Source organism: Curtobacterium sp. NPDC098951, from assembly GCF_044759965.1.
Classification (GTDB): Bacteria; Actinomycetota; Actinomycetes; order Actinomycetales; family Microbacteriaceae; genus Curtobacterium.
Genome location: NZ_JBIWAG010000001.1, coordinates 406095 through 425385, shown reverse-complemented (window position 1 = coordinate 425385; position 19291 = coordinate 406095). Strand labels below are relative to the sequence as shown.

Here is a 19291-nt window from a genome sequence, read left to right as displayed (position 1 = left end):
GTGAGGTTTCGAGTGATCCCGGGATGCGCCACGCGGACGACGACCGTGACGCGGGGCCGAGACGTCCTGTTGTCTGATCCCACCGCGCCGTCTCGAGGACGGCGCACGACGTGAAAGGCCGTCATGGACTGGCAGTTCGGCGGGATCCCGCTCCACCCCCTCTTCGTCCACCTCACCTCGGTCGCGGTCCCGGTCGCGGCCCTCACGGCGATCGCGGTGGCGGTCTGGCCCGCGGCCAGGCGGTGGCTCGCGGTCGGTGCACCGATCATCGGCCTCGTCGCGCTCGTGTCCGTCCCGCTCGCGACGTCCTCGGGCGAGTGGCTGGAGCACCACGAGAAGGAGACGGCGCTGCTCGAACGGCACACCGAGCTCGCCGACGGCATGCTGCCGTGGTCGATCGCCGTCTTCGCGCTCCTCGTGCTCTGGTGGGGCTGGCACCGCCTCGGCGCAGCCCGCGTGGACAACCGCGGTGTCGTGCGCGCCGTCGCCGTGATCGGCCCGGTGCTGCTCGTCGCGGTCGCCGTCGTCTCGATCGTCGAGGTCGTGATCATCGGGCACGCCGGCGCCGAGTCGGTCTGGAAGGGCTGACCCCGGCCTCGGGACCCGAGGTCACGACACGGACGGGTCGGCGATCGCCGGTCGGTTCCACGTCGTCCGCGCCGGCGGAGCAGTCGGCGCTCCGACCGGTGGCACGGACGACTGCGGTACCACGCACAGCGGGGTCGACGAACGGTGCACGAGCGCCTCGCCGACCGAGCCACCGAGGAACGCTCCCACCGCCGTGCGGTGGCGACGTCCGACCACGATCAGGGCCGTGATCCGGCCGGCCCGCGCCAGCGCCTCGGACGGAGTCCCCTGGCGGAGTTCGGCGCGCATCCTGAGTTCGGGGTGCACTCGGCTCACCCACCGGATCGCCGCGTCGAGTTCCAGCTGTCCGTCGTGTTCCGACATGGCGCGGCCGTGCACGGCAGTGGCATCGCGGAACGGGCCGCCGTCCGGGAGCGACCGCCAGGCCCGCACGAGCACGAGGCCGTCCCGGCGCCCCTCGGCGAGCACCGCCCCCACGGCCAGCGCCGACGCAGCGGTGCCACCGTCGACACCCACGACGACGGCGTCCTCGTCCCGTCCGGGTCGCCAGCGTTCCGGCACGACCACCACGGGTGTCGTGACGTGGGCGACGACCCGTTCGGTGACCCGGCCGGTGAGGCACGCCCACAGGCGGTCGGAGTGGCGTCCGCCGACGACGAGGACGTCGCCGTCGACGGCGTCGGTGACCAGACGGGCGACCGTGGGTCCGCTGACGACCTCGTGTGCCACCTCCAGGTGCGGGTGACGGTCCCGCAGCAGGTGGGTCGCGATCGTGAGTCGACCGGTCGACCGCTCCCTGCTCTCCCCGAGCTGCTCGTGGACGGTGACCAGACGGACGGAGTCAGCGTCGCGCACCACGGTCTCCACCCAGCCCAGGCTGTTCCAGGCCGCCTCGGTCTCGTCCAGCGCGACGGTCCAGCGGGTCGGTCGTGACATGGGGTCTCCCGTCGGGTCCGCTCACGACGATGCCCGGTGCGGGCAGCGCCCACCAGGCCCTTGGTCCCCCGGAGGGAAGCCGCCCGACACGACCGCACCGCAGGCCCGACAGGACCGGAGGCCGCGCCGGGCCCGACAGGACCGGAGGCCGCGCCGGGCCCGACAGGAGGTCCTCGCGGCCGCCGCGATCCTCCGTGACGCGGTGCCGGAGCTCCGGGTCCGGGTCGTCGACGTCGTCGACCTGATGCGCCTGACGAGTCCGGAGCAGCACCCGCACGGCCTGCCCGACGAGGCCTTCGACGCCCTGTTCACCCGCGATCGCCCGGTGGTGTTCGCGTTCCACGGCTACCCGTGGCTCGTCCACCGCCTGACCCACCGCCGCGCGGCGAACGCCGACGTGCACGTCCGTGGGTACGTCGAGCAGGGCACGACGACCACGCCGTTCGACATGCTCATGCTCAACGACCTCGATCGCCTCCACGACGAGGACGTGCCGTCGGTGGCCGACTGGCGGTGGTCGGACTGACGAGGGGACCTCGCCCTGGTCAGCGCACGACCGCGACGGCGGTTCGGGAGGCGCGGATCACCTGGTCGACGACGGTCCAGCCCCGTCGGTGGTGTGGCCCGGCACCCAGGACCAGCAGGGCGGCTCCGTCCGCCGCGTCGATCAGACGACGGGCCACGGGACCCTCGACGAGCTCCCTGTGGACGTCGACGTCGGGCAGGCCGAGGAGCGCGTCCTCGACGCGCTCCTCGAGCAGCTGCAGTTCGTGACGACGTGCGTCCGCGTCGTGCCCTGGTGGTGACCAGACGGCGAGCGCACGCAGCGTCGCGCCGGTGCGTCGCGCCTCCTGGCCCGCGAAGCGGAGGGCCGTCGCCGATGCGGACCGGACGTCGACACCGACGACGACCCCGCGTCCCGTCGTCGTGTCGGCCGGGACGACGACGACGGAGCACGGTGCTGCGTCCACGAGCCGGGCGGCGACCGACGGGCGGGAGCCGCGGGCGTCGGGGACGACGTCGTGCCCGACGACGAGGACGCAGTCGCCGTCGACGGCGCCGAGGAGCACCGCGACCGGCCCGCCGCGGTGCACCTCGACGGCGAGGTCGACGTCGGGCGAGCCGGCCGCCGCCCAGACGCTGGCGCGCACTTCGCGGTCAGCGACGGCGAGGACCGGTGCGCCCGGGTCGTCGGGCACCGCGTGCACGACGACGAGCCGCCCCACCGAACCCGTCACCCGTGCCGCGGCCCAACGAAGGGCGGCACGGGCGGCTGTCCCGCCGTCCCAGCCGAGTACGATGCGCGTGGTCATGGTCTGCCTGCTCTCCCGGCGTCGTTCCGACGCCGTCCGGACCACCCTGCGCGCACGACCGCCGTCCGGGCAGTGGCGTTGGTCCCTCGCCGGGGCGGGACCTTCGGCCCTGCCCCACGACCGTCCGGTCGCCGTACCGTCCGGGAGACCGAAGCGGTGCGAGCCGCCGGCGACGCACCCGGCGTCAGCCGCGGAAGGAGCGATCATGACCGCCTACACCGTCGCGATCGACGACAGCGTCGCCGGCTGGAAGACCGTCGACTGGACCGTCGAGGCCGTCGACCCGGCAGCCGACGTCGTGCGACTGCTGACCGTCAGCGAGGTCTACGGCGAAGCACTGACGCGCTCGGAACACCGTCTCGAGGCCGCGGAACAGCGGCTGCGGAACGCGCATCCCGGGCTCGCGATCACGCACGACGTCACGGGTGGACCGACCGCCGATCGACTCGTTGCGGACGCGGCGCTCGGAGACGTCCTCGTGATCGGTGCGCGGCAGGTGCACACCATCGCCGCGACGATCAGGGGGCGCGTCGCGGAACGGGTCGTGGCGCACGCCACCACACCGGTCGTGGCGGTCCCCGAGCAGTGGGAGCGCAGCGACGGACCGATCGTCGTCGGAGTCGACGCACGGTCTGCCGCCGCCGCCCTCGCCTGGGCCGCCGACGCTGCCGACCGACGCGGCCGAGACCTCGCCCTGGTGCGGGCATGGGCGGTCCCGACCGCCATGGCACCGTACGCGAACATCTACCTCGAGGAGGACCGCGTGCTCTGGTCCAACGAGGCCGACATCGAGCTCCGTGCGGCGCTGCGGGCGGTCGGCGAGGCACACCCCGCCCTCCGCGTGGACGGAGCGTCGGTCGAGGGTCAGCCGCGCGACGTGGTGCTGCAGTCGTCCCGCGGCGCGTCGCTCGTGGTCGTCGGCCGGCGACACCGGACCGCCCTCGGAGGCTTCCTGGCCGGGTCCGTGGGCGAGCGGCTCATGCACCACGGACACGCTCCGGTGTGCATCGTGCCCCAGCCGCGACGGGCGGTCCGGGACGAGGACCGAGCCGACGAACCCGCGCACGCCGGGGCCCGGTGATGCGCGACGGCACCGTCGTCGGGGCCGAGCGCATCGTCGTCGGTGTCGACGACGACGCGAGTGACCGAGCGGTCGACTGGGTCGCGATGCGCCGGGTCGTCCCCGGCAGCCACATCGAGGTCGTCACGGTGACGAACGGCTGGGGCGGCGACGTGGCCGCGCTCGACCGACGTCTGCACCGGGCGGCCGAGCGGCTCACGGGAGCACACCCGCGCGTCGAGGTCACGACGGCGACGCTCTTCGGGGCGCCGGACCGCGTCCTGGTCGAGACCGCGGCGAAGGCCGACCTGCTCGTCATCGGCTCCCGCCGCCAGCACCGCGTCCGCACGGCGCTCGACGGCTGGATGCCGGAGCGTGTCCCGACACTGTCGACGGTCCCGACGGTCGTCGTCCCCGAGGACTGGCGGCCCACGCACGGTGACGTCCTGCTCGGCGTCGACGACGCGAGCGGCGACGCGGCGCTCCGGTTCGCCGGGGCGCAGGCCGTCCGGGACCACCGACGGCTGACCCTCGTCCGTGCCTGGAAGGCCCCGGTGGGCGCCCGGGTCGGAGCCCTCAGCGTCCTCGAGGACCCGGAGTCGATCCGGGAGCACGCCCACGGCGTCCTCGTCGACGCCGAGCGCCTGCTCCACATCCGGTTCCCCGGGCTCCGCCACCGCGCCCTCCTCGAGGAGGGCGATCCCCCGGACGTCCTCAGGCGGCACGCGGCGGACGCCTCGGTGGTCGTCCTGGGCCGACAGCACCGCTCGGTGATCGGCGGGCTCTTCTTCGGGTCCACCGCACACGAGCTCATCGCCGGCTCGCGGACTCCGGTGTGCGTCGCACCGCTCAGGACGCCGCACCCGGACGGGCGATGACGTCGTCGCCCGTCGTCGCCGGTGCGGCGCATGCGCCCGGACTCAGGACGGACGAGGCCGCCCGGCGCCTCGGCACGGACGGACCGAACGTCGTCGCGTCGTCGTCCCCGAACCTGTGGCGGATCGTCGGGGTCCAATTCCGCAACGTCGTGCTCGTCCTGCTGCTCGTCACGGCGGGCGTCTCGGGCGTGTCCTGGCGGAGTCGCCCCGGGCCCTGGCTCACGGCCGGGGCACTCGGCTCGGCGCTGGTCGCGGTCGCGGTCCCGCTGAGTCCCCTGGGACCCGTGGTCGGGTTCGCACCGCTCACGTGGCCGCTGCTCGCGACGATCGGCGTCATCGCCGTCGCGTACCTGGTCCTCGCCGAGACGCTGAAGGCGCTCCTGTTCCGTTCCGTGTTCCGGGAGCCGTCGACCACGCACCACGCCGTCCACCACCTTCGTCGCGCCGCCGCGCGGTTCGGACCGTCGCGGTGACCCGCCTTGCCGCACGCCGTCGTCGGAGTAGATTCGGCCCGGACGCTGGAGGGAAGGGGTGGCCGACGATGCCCGACGAGCTCGCGTTCCCCGACGGCCCCCGGTCCAGCCTCGAACGCACCATCGAGGAGCTCGTCGACCGTGCCCAGGCAGTCCTCAGCACGCAGGGCCGGCTCCGAGCCCTGCTCGCCGCCAACCGACGGATCGTGGAACACCTCGACCTCGAGGACACGCTCCGGTCGGTCGTCCACGCCGCCGTGGAGCTCGTCGGGGCCCGGTACGGGGCCCTGGGGGTGATGGCCCCGGACGGCACGGCCCTCGAACGGTTCATCCACGTCGGCATGGACGCCGACCTGGTCGCCCGCATCGGCCACCCACCGCACGGGGAGGGTCTCCTCGGGGCGGTCGTGCACGAGCAGGCCGCGATCCGCATCGACTCGATCGGCGCGGACGCGCGTTCCACCGGTTTCCCCGACGGCCATCCACCGATGGAGGGGTTCCTCGGCGTCCCGGTCCGCGTTCGCGACACCGTCTACGGCAACCTCTACCTCGCGAACCCGTCACGCGGGCGGTTCACCGACGAGGACGAGGAGCTCGTGCAGGCACTGGCCGCGACGGCCGGCGTCGCGATCGACAACGCACGGCTCTTCGACGAGGTACGGCAGCGTGAGCGATGGACGACGGCCGCGGCCGAGGTGTCGGCCGCACTGGTCGGCGACGAGACCCTCGAGGACGTGCTGACGCTCATCGCCGACCGGGTGATCGCGTTCGTCGACGCCGTCCTCGTCGGGGTCGTCGAGCCGCGGAGCGATCCGGACACCATCCACGTCGCCGTCGCCGTCGGCAGCCGGGCGGAAGGCGTCCAGGGCCGGGAGTACCGCGCCGAGGGATCGCTCGCCGGACGTGCGATGGCGTCGGGGTCCGTGATCGCCGACCAGACCGGGACGGACCTCCCGGACTACGACTGGGCGCCCCCGCTCGGTCCGACGCTGGCGATCCCGTTGCGGGACGCCAGCACACCACTGGGCGCGCTCATCATCTCCCGCGGACCAGGAGCTCGGCCGTTCTCCCCGAGCGAGGCCGAGATGGCGGACGAGTTCGGGCGGCAGACGAGCGTGGCGCTGGCGGTCGCCCGGGGACGGACGGACCGTCGGCTCGTCGAACGCGCCGAGGACCGCGGCCGGATCGCCCGGGACCTGCACGACCACGTGATCCAACGGCTCTTCGCAGCGGGTCTGTCCCTGCAGGCGACGGCCCAGCGCGCCCCCGAGCAGGTCCGCGACCGCATCGACGCACAGGTGACCGTCATCGACGAGGCGATCGGCGAGATCCGCACCGCCGTGTTCGCGCTCGAGTCCCCGGACCGCCACCGACCCCGGACCGCGCGCGACCGACTGCTCGACGTCGTCGCCGAACTCGGGCCGGCGTTCAGCACCGCGCCCCGGATCGCGTTCGTCGGCCCGGTCGACACCGTGCTCTCGGGTGACCTGGCGCTCGACGTCACGGCGGTCGTCCGCGAGTCGCTCGCGAACGTCGCCCGGCACGCACCCGAGGCGAGCTGCCGGATCGAGGTCTCGGTCGACGACGAGGTCGTCCTCGTCCTCGTCGAGGACGACGGCCCCGGGCCCGGCTCCGGCGACCGCGGCCGACGGAGCGGGACGGCGAACCTCGCAGCCCGAGCTCGGCTGCGTGGAGGCACCTACCGCCTCGACGCATGTCCCGAGGGTGGGACGCGCGTCCGCTGGACGGTCCCGATCGATCCCGGGACGGCACAGCCATGACGACACGAGTGTTCCTCGTCGACGACCACGAGATCGTGCGGCGCGGCGTCGCCGACCTCATCGACGCCGAACCCGACCTCGCGGTGGTGGGCGAGGCCGCAACGGTCCGTGACACCGTCGGACGGGTCGCCGCGACCCTCCCGGACGTGGTCGTCCTCGACGTCCGACTCCCGGACGGCAGCGGCATCGATGCGTGCCGATCGGTCCGGTCCGCCTTCCCGGACATCGCCTGCCTCATGCTGACCGCGTACGACGACGACCGTGCGATGCAGGCAGCGATCCTCGCCGGGGCCGCCGGCTACGTCGTGAAGGACATCCGTGGACAGACGCTGGTCGAGGACATCCGACGCGTCGCCGCAGGACGGCGGCTCCTGCCCGCCGCGACCGTGCCGTCGACCGTCGAGCGGCTGACCGACGGCGTCCGCGACGACGTGCCCGAGCTCACCCTCCGCGAGCGACAGGTCCTCGAACTCATCGCGGGTGGGCTCACGAACCGCCAGATCGGCGACCGTCTGGGCCTGGCCGAGAAGACCGTGAAGAACTACGTGTCCGGCTTGCTCGCGAAACTCGGTCTGGAGCGCCGGACGCAAGCCGCGGTCTACGGCGCCGACCACGGGGTCCGCGACCGCCGTCGCTGACGCCGACACCGCGGGACCATCGGCCCTGTCGAGTCCCCGGCGCGCCGAGGAGTCTGGGCAACCTCGCCGACCGTCCGAGGGGACCCGTCCCATGACCACGACGCTGGACCGTACCGTACACAGCAGGGCGCCCGTCACCCCCGAGGGTACGAGCACGGCGCTGCCGCACACGCCTGGTGCCGCGCCCCATGACGGGCGGCGCTCCGACTCCCACACGACATGGTCGTCCCTCGGCACCTCCGGGCGGGCTCGACTGCTCGCAGCGTGCAGCGGGATCGCGCTGCAGGGCACCAGCCCGTCCCCTCCAGGACCGGACGGTGCGGACTGCCGGTCGGCCGCCGAACAGGACGGCACCGACGTGGCGTCGCGGTGCGATCGAGTCCTGCGCGACGTCGCCGTGTCCGCAGCCGCGCTGCCGATCGACGACGCCGTCGACCCGAGGTCCCGTACCGAACTCGTCGTCGACGTCGACTTCCCCCTCGAGCGGGCGGCGCTGCACCTCGCCGCGGCGCTGATCGACGGCGAGTCCGTGCTGTTCGGGCTCTCCGGCGAAGTCACGGCGGGCACGCTCCGCTACGTCCGCGCCGTGGCAGCACTCCTGCCCGAGGGAGTCCTGCAGGTCAGTCGGGGCGACCGGCTGGTCGCGGGGGGTACCGACCGCGTGGTGTGGCTCTCCCCCGGATGCGTCACGGACCGATCGCCGACGATCAGCGCCCTCGCGGCGGTGGTGCGGACGTGGAGCGTCGTCGACGGGACCTCCGACCCTGCCCGTCCTCCGGCTGCACCGACATCGTGAGCGTGCGGGCGTCAACCGGACGAGGGACAGGTCGTCCCACCCCGCACCCACCGGAAAGGCCGACCATGCAGGCAGCAGTCGTCCACGCACTCGGGCAGCCCCTCGTCGTCGAGGAACGCCCGCTCCCGGATCCGGGCCCCGGCCAGGTCCTCGTCCGCATCGAGGCCTCGGGTCTCTGCCACACCGACATCCACGCGGCACACGGCGACTGGCCGGTCCGCCCGACCCCGCCGTTCGTCCCCGGGCACGAGGGGGTGGGCATCATCGAGGCCGTCGGCCCCGACGTCACCGTTCGTCGCGTCGGCGATCGCGTCGCGCTCCCCTGGCTCGGGCACGCCTGCGGAGCCTGCCGCTACTGCGTGGACGGACGGGAGACGCTCTGCGAGCAGCAGCAGAACACCGGGTACTCGATCGACGGCGCGTTCGCCCAGTTCGCGGTCGCCGACGCACGGTACGCCGTACCGGTACCGAACGGGGTCGACCCGTGGGACGCCGCGCCGCTCACCTGCGCCGGCGTGACCACCTACAAGGCCCTCAAGGTCGCGCACGTCGTACCGGCCGAGACCGTGGCGGTGTTCGGTGTCGGTGGGCTGGGACACCTCGCGGTGCAGTACGCGCGGGTCTTCGGCGCCGAGGTCATCGCGGTGGACATCGAACCGGAGAAGCTCCGGCTCGCGCGGGAGCTCGGCGCCGACCACACGGTCGACGGGTCGTCCGGCGACGCCGCGGCGCAGGTCCAGGAGCTCGGCGGAGCCGATGTGGCCGTCGTCCTGGCTGCGTCGGCCCAGGTGTTCGAGCAGGCCTTCGCATCGCTGAAGCGCGGCGGCCGCCTGGTGTGCGTGGCGCTGCCGGCCGACGGGACGATGGTCATCCCGATCTTCGACACCGTCCTCAAGGGCATCTCGATCATCGGGTCGATCGTCGGGACGCGGCAGGACCTCGCCGAGGTGTTCGCGCTGCACGCCGCCGGCCGGACCCGCGTCGTGTCGGTCCGCCGTGCGCTCGCCGACGTGAACGCCGCGATGGCGGACGTCCTCGCGGGCCGTGTGCCGGCGCGCATCGTGCTCGAACTGCCGACCGTCGAGCGCGAGTCGCTCGTGGTCGGGCCGGACGAGCGGGTCGGGCGATGACCGCCGCCGTGCTCGGCACAGCCGACCGTTCCCTCGGACCCGAGGAGTGCTGGGCGCTCCTCGAGATCGTCCCGGAGTCCGCTCAGGGTCCGACGCGACCGGCGGTGGCGGCATGACCATGCCGACCGCCCCCACGCCACCGCCGGACCCGGTGCCGGACGACGACCTTGTCGTCCGGTTGGATGCCGACCAGTGCTGGGAACGCCTCCACCGCTCTCGCACTGCACGCGTCGCGTTCCGCACCGAGGACTCGATCGAGGTGATCCCGGTCAACTACGTCGCCGAGGACCGACAGCTGGTGTTCGCCACCTCGAGCACCGTGATCCTCGACGCCGTGCACGCCGGCCGCGAGATCGCGATGGAGGCCGACGAACACGACGGCTGGACCGCGTGGAGCGTCGTCGCGAAGGGGACGGCCCACCTTCCGGACACCCGGAACGTCACCGCGCAGCGGCTGCGGTCGATGCTCGCCACGCCCAAGCGTGCGACGGTCGTGCTGGCACCGAGCTCGATCACGGGACGCCTGTTCGACCAGGCCGCGCCGTGACCGGCGCCGGTCGGGACCGCGACCGCATCGACACCCCGGTCGGTCCACCCGTCGTACCGGCCGCTGTACGCGACCGGGTCCTCGGCGCGTGGGCGGCGGAGCGGTCGCTCGACGCCAGCTCCCTCGACGCCGCGCTCCGGGACGGGCGCCTCGTCCTCAGCGGCGACGTCGGGTGCCACAGTGATCGGGTGACTGCCCTCGCCCTGGCCGCGCAGGCGGATCCGATGCACCGGATCGAGAACCGGATCGTCGTCCGAGCCTACGCGTGCGACCCCGAGGAGACCGACGCCGACGTCCGGACCCGCGTCGCACACGCCGTCGCCCTCGTCGCGCCGAGCACCGCGGTGTCCGTCGACGTCCTGGACCACGTCGTGACCATCAGCGGCTCCGTCGTGACCGACGCGGAACGACGCGCGGTGCACGCGGCCGCCGCGCGGTGCGGTGGCGTGCACTTCGTCGTCGACCACCTGTCGGCCGACCCGATCACCAGCTGATCCCGATCACCCCTGCCGGGTGGGCACGACGCAGAGTGCGGTCGTGGACTCCGCCATCAGGTCCTGTGCCACCGATCCCAGGACCTCGCCGCCGAGGGTCGACCGGTGCCGACGCCCGACGACGACCAGCCCGTGGTGTTCCGCCGCCGACGAGATCGTGCCTCCGTAGGCGCCGCGGAGCAGCGCGGTCCGCACCGTCAGGCCCGGCCACGTCGCCGCGATCCGCGACTCGGCATCCTCGACCACAGCCCGCGCGGCCGCTCGCTCGACGATCGGGGACTCCGTGTCGGCCGCGACCACCGGCGGGCCGATCGGCGCGGACTCCCGCCACGCGTGGACCACGACGAGCGACGCGCCGTGCCGAGCCGCCTCGGAGGCCGCGAAGTCCACGACCTCGGGAGCAGTGTCCGTGTCCACGGCGAGCACGACGTCGGCATCGAGCTGTCCGCTCGGCCAGTCGTCGGGCACGATCACCGTCGGGACGGTCGACGCCCCGGCGATCCGGTCGGGCAGGAGCCCGGTGAGCGCGGACTGCAGACGTCGTCGGCGATGGCTGCCGACGACGAGGAGGTCGTCCGGCCGCGCGGCGTCGACGAGGGCGTCGACGATCGACGCCGGCGGTGCGCTGAGCTCCACCTGGGTCCCCGGCGCGGACTGCAGCACGAGGGAGCGCCCCGCCACGAGTCGGTGGTGGGTCCACCCTTCTTCGGGTTCGAGCGGATCGACCGCGCGGAGGATGCGGACGCGGCAGGCATGTCGGGCGGCGCGCTCGGCGACCCACCGGAGCGCCGTCCAGCTCGCCTCGGTGTCGTCCAGGCCGATCGTGATCCGTTCGACGTCCTCGTGCATCATCCGCTCCGTCCGCTCCGTCGGGCGGTCGCCCGTCGTCGTGACGCTACGTCCGCCACAGCGCGGCGGCGAGAGCCGAAGGTCCCTGCTCCGGACACACCGACGAACGAGCAGCCGACAGGCCGACGATGGGACGAAGGACCCTCGCGCTCGTCGGCTCGCGGTCGGATCGTGATCGCATGACAGACCACAGCGTGCACCACCGTCCGGACGACGACGTCAAGGCCGACGTCGAAGAAGAACTCGACTGGACGCCGGGGGTCGATGCCGCCGGGGTCGGCGTCGCGGTCGAGGACGGCGTCGTCACCCTCACCGGACAGGTCGGCTCCCACACCGAGCGCGTGCAGGCGGCGCGCGCCGTGCTGCGCGTCACCGGTGTCCGCGGCCTCGCCGAGGAGCTCGACGTCCGCGGTCCGAGCGTCCACTCCGACGCGGACATCGCCTCCGCCGTCCGCGCCGCGCTCGACGCCGATGCCTCCGTGCCGTCGGACACGATCGACGTCCAGGTCCGGGACCGCATCGTGACCCTCTCCGGCTCGACGCACTGGTACTTCCAGCGGCTCGCCGCGGTGCGCGACGCCGAGCGCGTGGGCGGTGCACAGTTCGTCCTCGACCGGCTCGAACTGTCGCCTCGCCCGAGCGCACCGGACACCGCGGAGCGGATCCGTGCGGCGTTCATCCGCAACGCCGCACTCGACGCCGACCGGATCGGCGTCGCCGTCGCCGGCACGACGGTCACGCTCACCGGGACCGCACGCTCCTGGGCCGAGCGCCGCCAGGCGGAGATCGCCGCCTGGCGGTCGCCACACGTCACGGCGGTCGAGGACCACGTCGTCGTCGACGCGTGACCGCACCGACCGCGCGGTGGACCGCGGGACCGCGGGACGGGAGGCGCGGGTCGGGCTCGACCCGCGCCTCCCGTCCCGCGGTCCCCACGTCTTCTGCACCGCAGATCGCGTCCGGTCGGTCCCCACTCCAGGGCCGGACACGGCACCGCACCAGGGTCCTCCGCCCCGGGACGATGACCTCGCGTGGGACGTTCGACCCTCGTCGGACGCCGCCGGCACGGTTAGCGTCGCCGCCGACGCTGCCCGCACGGACCACACACGGTTCCCGCGCGGGCTCGGAGGAACAGGAGGACTCCATGTCCGTTGAGCGGATCGTCGTCGGTCTCGACGCCTGCCAGGCAAGCTGGACGGCACTGCGATGGGCGGCCGAGCGCGCCGCCGACGGCCCGGCCCACATCCGGATCGTCCACGCGCTCGAACGCACCGACACCGATCAGCTCGTCGTCCGCGAGCGGCTCGCCGGGGCGGCGGCGTTCATCCGCGGCACAGCCCCGGGAGTCGTCGTCGAGACCGCGGTCGAGCGGGGCTTCGCCGCGCCGACACTCGTGGCCGCAGCAGCCGCGGCGGACCTCCTCGTCATCGGAGCGCACCGGAGCCACACGATCCGTTCCGCCCTGACCGGGTCCCTGCCCCAGCGCGTCGCGACGTCGGCGGCGGTGCCCACCGTCGTCGTCCCGGACGACTGGTCGTCCGGCAGCGGCCCGATCATCGTCGGCGTCGATGCAGACACGTCCGAGGCCGCGCTCGCGTTCGGACTGCGCGAGGCCCGACACACCGGCCGCCCGCTGCGACTGGTGCACGCCTGGCGCGTGACGGTACCGGTCGCGGCGCGTCCAATCGCCCTGCTCGAGGACGCCTCGAGCGCCGACGAGCAGTCCGCGCGCCTCGTGCTCGACGCGGCAGGACGGCACGCTGCGATCCGGGAACCGTCCGTCCCCGTCCGTGCCACCCTCTGGGAGGGCGACGCGGGCGACGCCCTCGCGAACGCGGGGGCGGACGCGTCCATGGTGGTCGTCGGCCGCCGGCACCGGACCACGCTCGGTGGTGCGTTGCTCGGGTCCGTCGCGCGGGAGACGATGCACCGGTCACGGACGCCGGTCGTCATCGTTCCGGTACCGCGATCCTGACCGGAGCACCGCCACCGGCAGCGCTCGTCGGGCCGGCGGTGGCCCGGAGCGACGCGACGATCGTGACGACGTCGACGACCTCCTGCAGCAGCGCGCCGACCACGGCGGGCACGACACCCGTCGATGCGACGAGCATCAGGCCGACCGACGCGCCCATACCGATCCAGATGCTCTGCCGTGCGATCCGGACGGTGTCGCGGCCGATGCGGAGCGCGACGGCCACCCGTTCGACCGACTCCACCAGGACGACGGCGTCGGCGGTGTCGCTCGCGGCCGACGCACCCCGGGCGCCCATCGCGACGCCGACGTCGGCGACGGCGAGCACCGGCGCGTCGTTGACCCCGTCGCCGATCATCAGGACGGGCCGCCGGGTGAGCGCCCGGACCGCGGAGACCTTGTCGCCCGGACGGCACTCGGCTCGGAGCACGGCGACGCCGACCTCCGCCGCCGCCGCCTCGGCGGTCGACTGCGCATCGCCCGTGAGCATGACGACGTCCGCGATCCCCTGTGCGCGGATGGCCTCGACCGTCGCCCGGGCCTCAGGACGCACCGGGTCACCCAACACCAGGGCGCCGGAAGGGCGTCCGTCGACGAGCACGTAGGACACCACACGACCGCCGGCGACGACGAGTGGCTCGGATTCCGGTGCACGTCGCCGAGCGAACGCCAGCGTCCCGACCGCGACCTCGTGCCCGTCGACCCGGGCCGCGACACCGTCCGACTCGGACTCGACGGCGTCCGTGGCGCCGCACAACGCGATGCCCTCGGTGCGCGCTGCCGCCACGATCGACGCCGCGAGCGTGTGCGACGAGTACTGCTCCGCGCTGGCGGCGAGCTGCAGGAGCCGCACACGATCCGGACCGTCCGGGGTGGTCACGACGCGGTCCACCGTCGGACGACCGAGGGTGAGGGTGCCGGTCTTGTCGAACACGACGGTCTCGACCGCTGCGAGCCGTTCCAGCACCGATGCGTCCTTCACCACCACGTCGGCCCGCGCGGCGCGCCCGATGCCGCCGAGGAACGCCACCGGTGCCGCGATCAGCATCGGACAGGGGGTGGCGAGCACCAGGACCTCGGCGAACCGTCGTGGATCCCCGGCGACCCACCAGGAAACGGCACCGAGGACGACGGCGAAGGCGGTGAACCACGGCGCGTACCGGTCGGCGAGTCGGACCATCGGCGACCGCGACGACATCGCCCCGGAGACGAGCGCGACGATCTGCTGGTACTCGCTCGCATCCGCCGTCCGATCCGCCCGCAGCAGGACCGCTGCGGTGCCGTTGACAGCACCGCTCGGCACCGACGATCCGGCGGACACCCCCACCGGCACGCTCTCCCCGGTCAGTCTCGACTCGTCGAACGTCGCCGTGTCGGTCACCAGCAGACCGTCGACGGGCACGACCTCGTACGGACGCACGACCAGGACGTCCCCGACCGCCACCTCGGCGACGGGGACGTCCACGACGGCACCGTCGATACTCCGGTGCGCGGTCTTCGGGGCGTCGGAGAGCAGCCGGGACAGCGCACTCGTCGCTCGTCGCTGCGCGTGGGCCTCGAGCGCCTCGCCCCCGACGAGCATGAGCACGACGACGAACGCGGCCAGCCACTCGCCGACCGCGACGGTGGCGACGATCGCCGTCACGGCCAGCAGGTCGACACCGAAGCGTCCGTGCACCATCTCGCGGACCATCGACACGGCCGCCAGGAGCGCGGCGGCGAGGGCCGTCATGGTCAGCAGCGGCGGGACGACCCCGGGCGCGCCCGACCAGGCCGCGACGAGCGCCACGATGCCCACCGCGCACACGACGACGAGGCGTGTGCGGACGAGCGTTCCCTGCGAGGACGACCGATCCACGGAGCCTCCGACGCTCGAGCGACGACGCCGGTCAGCGCCGTCACGAGCTTCGGCGGTCCCGGGCGCCGTGACCAGTGCCGAAGGTCCCCCGTCCGTCAGCGACGGACGGCGCGCAGGGCGCGCAGGGCGCGCATCGACACGCTCCGCGTCGGTCGGTTCGGTACCGGGTTCAGCGCCGACGATCCCCACACCGGCCTCCGCCCAGCGGCAGCACTCGCCCGACTCCTCACCGCGGAGCTCCGCATCGTCACGGTGCGGCGTGGACCCGCGATGTCCGACGACGTCGCCACCGAACTCCGGGTACTCCCCGCCGACCCGGCGGCGGACGACGCCGAACGCGTCCTCCGCCGCGCATCCGAAGCCGAGTTCCGTGGCGGGGCGCCGCCGTGGGTGCACCTCGAGGCCCTGCTCGGTCCCGCCGCCGACGTCGCGGTTCACCGAGCACGAGTCGATGCACGTCACAGCGGGTGCGCGACGCCTGCTCGGATCGGCACCAGCACCGTGACGGGTGACGCCTGACCCTCTTCGCGTGTCCGCACCCCGCGGACTCTGCGCCTCGAGGAGCGGTGGACAGACCGTTGCCGCTCGCACCGCGCCGGGAACGAGAGGACGCTGCGAACGACGGATGCCATCCGGGACGGAGCGTCTCGATGGTTCGACACGAGTACACGGCCGGCCCGCTCGGATCTCCACCACTCGGCGCGGGACTGGCGTTGGACGATCGCGACGAGCTCACCGTGATCCAGCACACCAGGTACGGAGGCGTCTCGGTCACCGTCCTGACGGTGCACCGGACGGACCGCGACGTCCAGACGATCAGGATCCCGTCGGACGAGCACATCGAGCTCGACGACGGTCTCTGAGCCGAGGGGCCGGCCGCCGAGCGCCGGCCGCCGAGCGCCGGCCGCCGAGCGCCGGCCGCCGAGCGCCGGCCGCCGAGCGCCGGCCGCCGAGCGCCGGCCGCCGAGCGCCGTGACGGGACCTTCGACCCAGCCCCGGGACGACCCCCGACACTACGGTCGCTGGACGGGGCGGCGACCGCAGCGTCGTGAGTGGTGGAGGTCTGGATGACCCGGTACACGATCGCAGTGGACGACTCGGATGCCACCGAGGCGGCGGTGGCATGGCTGGCCGAGACCGTCGACCCGAGACTCGACGTCGTCCGGGTGATCAGCGTCCCCGAACTCGTCGGGGACCTCCCGTCCACGGCCGAGCGTCGGCTCGTCGAGACGCGATCCGTCCTGCTGCGCCACCATCCGAGGTTGTCCGTGACGACGAGCCTGGTCGACGGCGGAACCGTGCGCGGGATCCTCGGCGGGGCAGCCACGGGGGACGTGCTCGTCATCGGTGGTCGCCAGCGACGACGTCTGCTCGCCTCGTTGCACGGCCGGGTCGCCGAGCGCGTGGTCGCCGGGGCGGCGACGCCCGTGATCGTCGTCCCGGAGGAACGCGTCGAACACGGCGGCCCCGTCGTCGTCGGTGTGGACAGCCGCTCCGGAGCCGGAGCACTCGCGTACGCGGGTGCGTTCGCAGCCCGCTGGCACCGCGAGCTCGTCCTCGTCCGGGCATGGCAATCGCCCTCGACGACGACCCCGTTCGGCGCCGTGTACTTCGAGGGCGACCTGTCGGCCTGGGCGCGGACGGCCGATCTGCAGCTCGCGGCAGCGCTCCACGCCGTCGACGCTGCGTACCCCGAGGTCTCCGCCCTCGGACGAGCCCGACGGGGTTCCGCCGCGCGAGTCCTGCTGCACGAGTCGGCCTCGGCATCACTGGTCGTCGTCGGTCGCCGGCACGGGAGTGCTGTGGGCGGCTTGCTCGCCGGCAGCGTCGGCGAGTCGGTCATGCACGACGCGCACGTCCCGGTGCTCGTGGTCCCGCCGACCTCGGTGTCGCCCGCTGATCCCAGCCGTCCGACGCACCTCGCACGCCGGACCGACTGACCGGTCACGACGGACCGTCGTCCTCCGCCGCCACGGCCGGGGACCCTCCACCGTCACGCGACGGTGCGGTGACCCGCTGACGGACGGGAGGCACGGTGCGGGCCCGCCCCGCGCCTCCCGGCCGTCGTGTGGTCGCGTCGCGACCCCCGCTCCGCACCTCGCCGCACCACGCCCCGCCGCGCCGGGCCTGCCCCGCCGAACCCGCGCCGCCGCGTCGGGCCTGCCCCGCCGAACCCGCACCCGCCGCGCAACGAACGGCACCGCGAACCACGGGTGCCCGTGGTTCGCGGTGCCTTCGGTTGTGCGAACGCAGTCCGCGCCGCGACCGCGCCGCGACGCAGCCACACCGCGCCTAGCGCTTCAGGTTCGTCAGCTCCTGCAGCACCTCGTCCGAGGTCGTGATGATGCGCGCGTTCGCCTGGAACCCGCGCTGCGCCACGATGAGGTTCGTGAACTCCTGCGACAGGTCGACGTTCGACATCTCGAGCGTTCCCGACGCGAGCTGCCCGACGCCGGGCGACCCCGGGGCGCCGACCGAGGCGTTGCCGGAGTTCGCGGTGGCCCGGTAGCCCGAGGCCCCGGTCTTCTCGAGGCCCGCCGGGTTCGCGAACGTCGCGAGGGCGATCCGGCCGATGGCGAGCGACGCGCCGTTCGAGAACGTCCCGACGACCGTGCCGTCCTTCGAGATGGAGTAGCCCTGGAGCGAGCCGGCCTCGTGGCCGTTCTGCGACGAGATCGACGCGGTGTTCAGCGACGCGAAGCCCGTGAGCTGCCGCATGTCGACCGCGATGCCCCCGACGGCGAGCGTGCCACCGGCCGTGAGCTTGCCGTCGGCGCCGAAGGTGAGCGACGTCGTCGCCTGCGTGCCCTGTCCGTCGGTCGCGGTGACGTCCCACCCGGCGGCGGTGCGCTCGTACGCGATCGACATGGTGTGCTTCGCGCCCGAGGCGTCGTAGACGGTGGCGTCGCGCGTGAGGACCTGGCCGACCGCGGTCTCGGACGGCAGGTTGCCGGTCACCCCGGCGGTGGAGGTGCGGACGGCGGGGGCGGCGGCGTCGAGCGGCAGGACGATGTCGGACAGCGCGCCGTTCTCGTTGACGACGCCGTTCGTGGCCGGGTACCCCTGCACGATCTTGCCGTCGGCGGTGACGAGGCGACCGTCAGCGTCGAAGTCGAACGCGCCGGCACGGCTGTACACGGTGTCGTTGCCGAGCCGGGTGACGAAGAAGCCGTCGCCGGAGATCATCAGGTCGGTGGCCTTGCCGGTCGCCTGGGCGGAGCCCTGCGCGAAGTTCGTGGAGACGCCGGCGACCTGGACGCCGAGGCCGATCTGGGCCGGGTTCGTGCCGCCGATGCCGGTCTGCGGTCCACCGGCACCCTGGGTCATCTGCGACAGGGTGTCCTGGAAGACCGTCGACGACGACTTGAAGCCGACCGTGTTGACGTTGGCGATGTTGTTGCCCGTGACGTCCAGCATCTGCTGGTGCGAACGGAGGCCGGAGATCCCGGAGTAGAGCGAGCGGAGCATGGTGCGTCCTTTCGTGGAGGTACCGAAGAAGAAGAAGAGGAGGAGGGAGCGGGGGTCAGGGGGTCGTCTTGATGCCGGAGATCACGTCGAGGTTGACCTCCTTCCCGTTCACCGTCACGGTCGGCACGCTCTGGGCGTAGGAGACCGCGGTCGCCGTCCCCGTGATCGTCGTGCCGGACGTGGCGTCGGTGTAGCTGACCTGCTTCCCGACGAGGTTGGCGGCGGCGATCCGCATCTGCAGCGAGAAGTTCTCGTTCGCCGTCGTGGTCTGGTTGGTGATCTGCTCCATCATCGCGAGCTGCGTCTGCTGGCTGATCATCTGGTTCGTGTCCATCGGCGAGGACGGGTCCTGGTTCTGCAGCTGCGTGACCAGGAGCTTCATGAACACCTCGGAGTCCATCGTCTGCGAGCGCGAGCCGGACTGGTTGGCGGCGAGGGCCGCGGCCTGCGCGGCCTGGTCCACGGTGCCGGTGATGCCGTCGATCGGCATAGTGGTTCCCTTCGGTTCTG

The 19291-nt window shown here is 73.4% G+C and carries 21 protein-coding genes and 1 pseudogene; 16 read left to right on the top strand and 6 right to left on the bottom strand.

Going from position 1 to position 19291, the window contains the following annotated elements; genetic code table 11:
- The first annotated feature begins 123 nt into the window (after positions 1–123).
- Positions 124–588 (top strand): DUF2231 domain-containing protein, encoded by a 465-nt coding sequence (locus ACIQUC_RS01985; RefSeq protein WP_022908285.1) that lies wholly within the window; start codon positions 124–126, stop codon positions 586–588.
- Between the two features lie 21 nt (positions 589–609).
- On the opposite strand, the gene ACIQUC_RS01980 is transcribed toward ACIQUC_RS01985, so the two are convergent.
- The gene (locus ACIQUC_RS01980) at positions 610–1524 is read right to left on the bottom strand and encodes a universal stress protein (protein WP_402262655.1); all 915 of its coding nucleotides are present in this window, start codon (positions 1522–1524) and stop codon (positions 610–612) included.
- A gap of 166 nt (positions 1525–1690) precedes the next feature.
- Here ACIQUC_RS01980 and ACIQUC_RS01975 point away from each other — a divergent pair.
- Positions 1691–2050: pseudogene (locus ACIQUC_RS01975) on the top strand (phosphoketolase); the annotation flags it as partial.
- A 19-nt stretch (positions 2051–2069) separates the two neighbouring features.
- Here the strand turns inward: ACIQUC_RS01975 and ACIQUC_RS01970 are convergent.
- A complete protein-coding gene (locus ACIQUC_RS01970) occupies positions 2070–2837 on the bottom strand; it encodes a universal stress protein (protein WP_402262652.1) in 768 nt (255 codons plus the stop codon).
- Between the two features lie 205 nt (positions 2838–3042).
- Between ACIQUC_RS01970 and ACIQUC_RS01965 the strand changes: the two genes are divergently transcribed.
- The 9 genes from ACIQUC_RS01965 to ACIQUC_RS01925 all read left to right on the top strand — a co-directional run bounded on the left by ACIQUC_RS01965 (position 3043) and on the right by ACIQUC_RS01925 (position 10634).
- A complete protein-coding gene (locus ACIQUC_RS01965) occupies positions 3043–3918 on the top strand; it encodes a universal stress protein (RefSeq protein ID WP_022908652.1) in 876 nt (291 codons plus the stop codon).
- Positions 3918–4775 carry a universal stress protein gene (locus ACIQUC_RS01960; RefSeq protein ID WP_402262649.1) on the top strand — a complete coding sequence of 286 codons (858 nt, stop codon included), beginning with the start codon at positions 3918–3920 and terminating at the stop codon, positions 4773–4775. The genes ACIQUC_RS01965 and ACIQUC_RS01960 overlap by 1 nt, the downstream gene beginning before the upstream one ends.
- Positions 4772–5248 (top strand): cation-transporting P-type ATPase, encoded by a 477-nt coding sequence (locus ACIQUC_RS01955; RefSeq protein ID WP_402262646.1) that lies wholly within the window; start codon positions 4772–4774, stop codon positions 5246–5248. The genes ACIQUC_RS01960 and ACIQUC_RS01955 overlap by 4 nt, the downstream gene beginning before the upstream one ends.
- A gap of 68 nt (positions 5249–5316) precedes the next feature.
- Positions 5317–7029, top strand: a complete 1713-nt coding sequence (locus ACIQUC_RS01950; protein ID WP_402262643.1) for a GAF domain-containing protein — start codon at positions 5317–5319, stop codon at positions 7027–7029.
- Positions 7026–7667 carry a response regulator gene (locus ACIQUC_RS01945; RefSeq protein WP_402262640.1) on the top strand — a complete coding sequence of 214 codons (642 nt, stop codon included), beginning with the start codon at positions 7026–7028 and terminating at the stop codon, positions 7665–7667. Before ACIQUC_RS01950 ends, ACIQUC_RS01945 begins: the two co-directional genes overlap by 4 nt.
- A 358-nt stretch (positions 7668–8025) precedes the next feature.
- Entirely contained in the window at positions 8026–8463 is a 438-nt protein-coding gene (locus ACIQUC_RS01940) for a hypothetical protein (protein ID WP_402262637.1), read from the top strand.
- Between the two features lie 65 nt (positions 8464–8528).
- Positions 8529–9593: an alcohol dehydrogenase AdhP gene (adhP, locus tag ACIQUC_RS01935; protein ID WP_022905774.1), complete on the top strand. Its 1065-nt coding sequence runs from the start codon at positions 8529–8531 to the stop codon at positions 9591–9593.
- Between the two features lie 112 nt (positions 9594–9705).
- Positions 9706–10140 (top strand): pyridoxamine 5'-phosphate oxidase family protein, encoded by a 435-nt coding sequence (locus ACIQUC_RS01930; protein ID WP_402262634.1) that lies wholly within the window; start codon positions 9706–9708, stop codon positions 10138–10140.
- Complete coding sequence (locus ACIQUC_RS01925) at positions 10137–10634, top strand: BON domain-containing protein (RefSeq protein ID WP_402262631.1); 498 nt, start codon at positions 10137–10139, stop codon at positions 10632–10634. The genes ACIQUC_RS01930 and ACIQUC_RS01925 overlap by 4 nt, the downstream gene beginning before the upstream one ends.
- Before the next feature lie 6 nt (positions 10635–10640).
- Here ACIQUC_RS01925 and ACIQUC_RS01920 read toward each other — a convergent pair whose 3' ends face one another.
- The gene (locus tag ACIQUC_RS01920) at positions 10641–11486 is read right to left on the bottom strand and encodes a universal stress protein (protein WP_402262628.1); all 846 of its coding nucleotides are present in this window, start codon (positions 11484–11486) and stop codon (positions 10641–10643) included.
- 176 nt (positions 11487–11662) lie between these two features.
- Here ACIQUC_RS01920 and ACIQUC_RS01915 point away from each other — a divergent pair, with 176 nt between their 5' ends.
- Positions 11663–12331 (top strand): BON domain-containing protein, encoded by a 669-nt coding sequence (locus ACIQUC_RS01915; RefSeq protein WP_402262625.1) that lies wholly within the window; start codon positions 11663–11665, stop codon positions 12329–12331.
- 296 nt (positions 12332–12627) lie between these two features.
- A complete protein-coding gene (locus ACIQUC_RS01910; protein WP_402262622.1) occupies positions 12628–13458 on the top strand; it encodes a universal stress protein in 831 nt (276 codons plus the stop codon).
- Here ACIQUC_RS01910 and ACIQUC_RS01905 read toward each other — a convergent pair.
- Positions 13433–15313, bottom strand: a complete 1881-nt coding sequence (locus ACIQUC_RS01905; RefSeq protein ID WP_402262619.1) for a heavy metal translocating P-type ATPase — start codon at positions 15311–15313, stop codon at positions 13433–13435. The two genes, ACIQUC_RS01910 and ACIQUC_RS01905, sit on opposite strands and share 26 nt — an antisense overlap.
- Before the next feature lie 270 nt (positions 15314–15583).
- Here ACIQUC_RS01905 and ACIQUC_RS01900 point away from each other — a divergent pair, with 270 nt between their 5' ends.
- The 3 genes from ACIQUC_RS01900 to ACIQUC_RS01890 all read left to right on the top strand — a co-directional run bounded on the left by ACIQUC_RS01900 (position 15584) and on the right by ACIQUC_RS01890 (position 17253).
- Positions 15584–15832 carry a hypothetical protein gene (locus tag ACIQUC_RS01900; RefSeq protein ID WP_402262616.1) on the top strand — a complete coding sequence of 83 codons (249 nt, stop codon included), beginning with the start codon at positions 15584–15586 and terminating at the stop codon, positions 15830–15832.
- 218 nt (positions 15833–16050) lie between these two features.
- Positions 16051–16176, top strand: coding sequence for a hypothetical protein (locus ACIQUC_RS01895; protein ID WP_402262613.1), 126 nt, complete (start codon positions 16051–16053; stop codon positions 16174–16176).
- A 204-nt stretch (positions 16177–16380) separates the two neighbouring features.
- Complete coding sequence (locus ACIQUC_RS01890; RefSeq protein WP_402262610.1) at positions 16381–17253, top strand: universal stress protein; 873 nt, start codon at positions 16381–16383, stop codon at positions 17251–17253.
- A 352-nt stretch (positions 17254–17605) separates the two neighbouring features.
- Here the strand turns inward: ACIQUC_RS01890 and ACIQUC_RS01885 are convergent, their stop codons facing one another.
- Together ACIQUC_RS01885 and ACIQUC_RS01880 are read right to left on the bottom strand one after the other, a co-directional pair.
- Positions 17606–18781: a flagellar hook protein FlgE gene (locus ACIQUC_RS01885; protein ID WP_402262607.1), complete on the bottom strand. Its 1176-nt coding sequence runs from the start codon at positions 18779–18781 to the stop codon at positions 17606–17608.
- Between the two features lie 55 nt (positions 18782–18836).
- The gene (locus ACIQUC_RS01880; protein WP_402262604.1) at positions 18837–19271 is read right to left on the bottom strand and encodes a flagellar hook assembly protein FlgD; all 435 of its coding nucleotides are present in this window, start codon (positions 19269–19271) and stop codon (positions 18837–18839) included.
- Between the last annotated feature and the right edge of the window lie 20 nt (positions 19272–19291).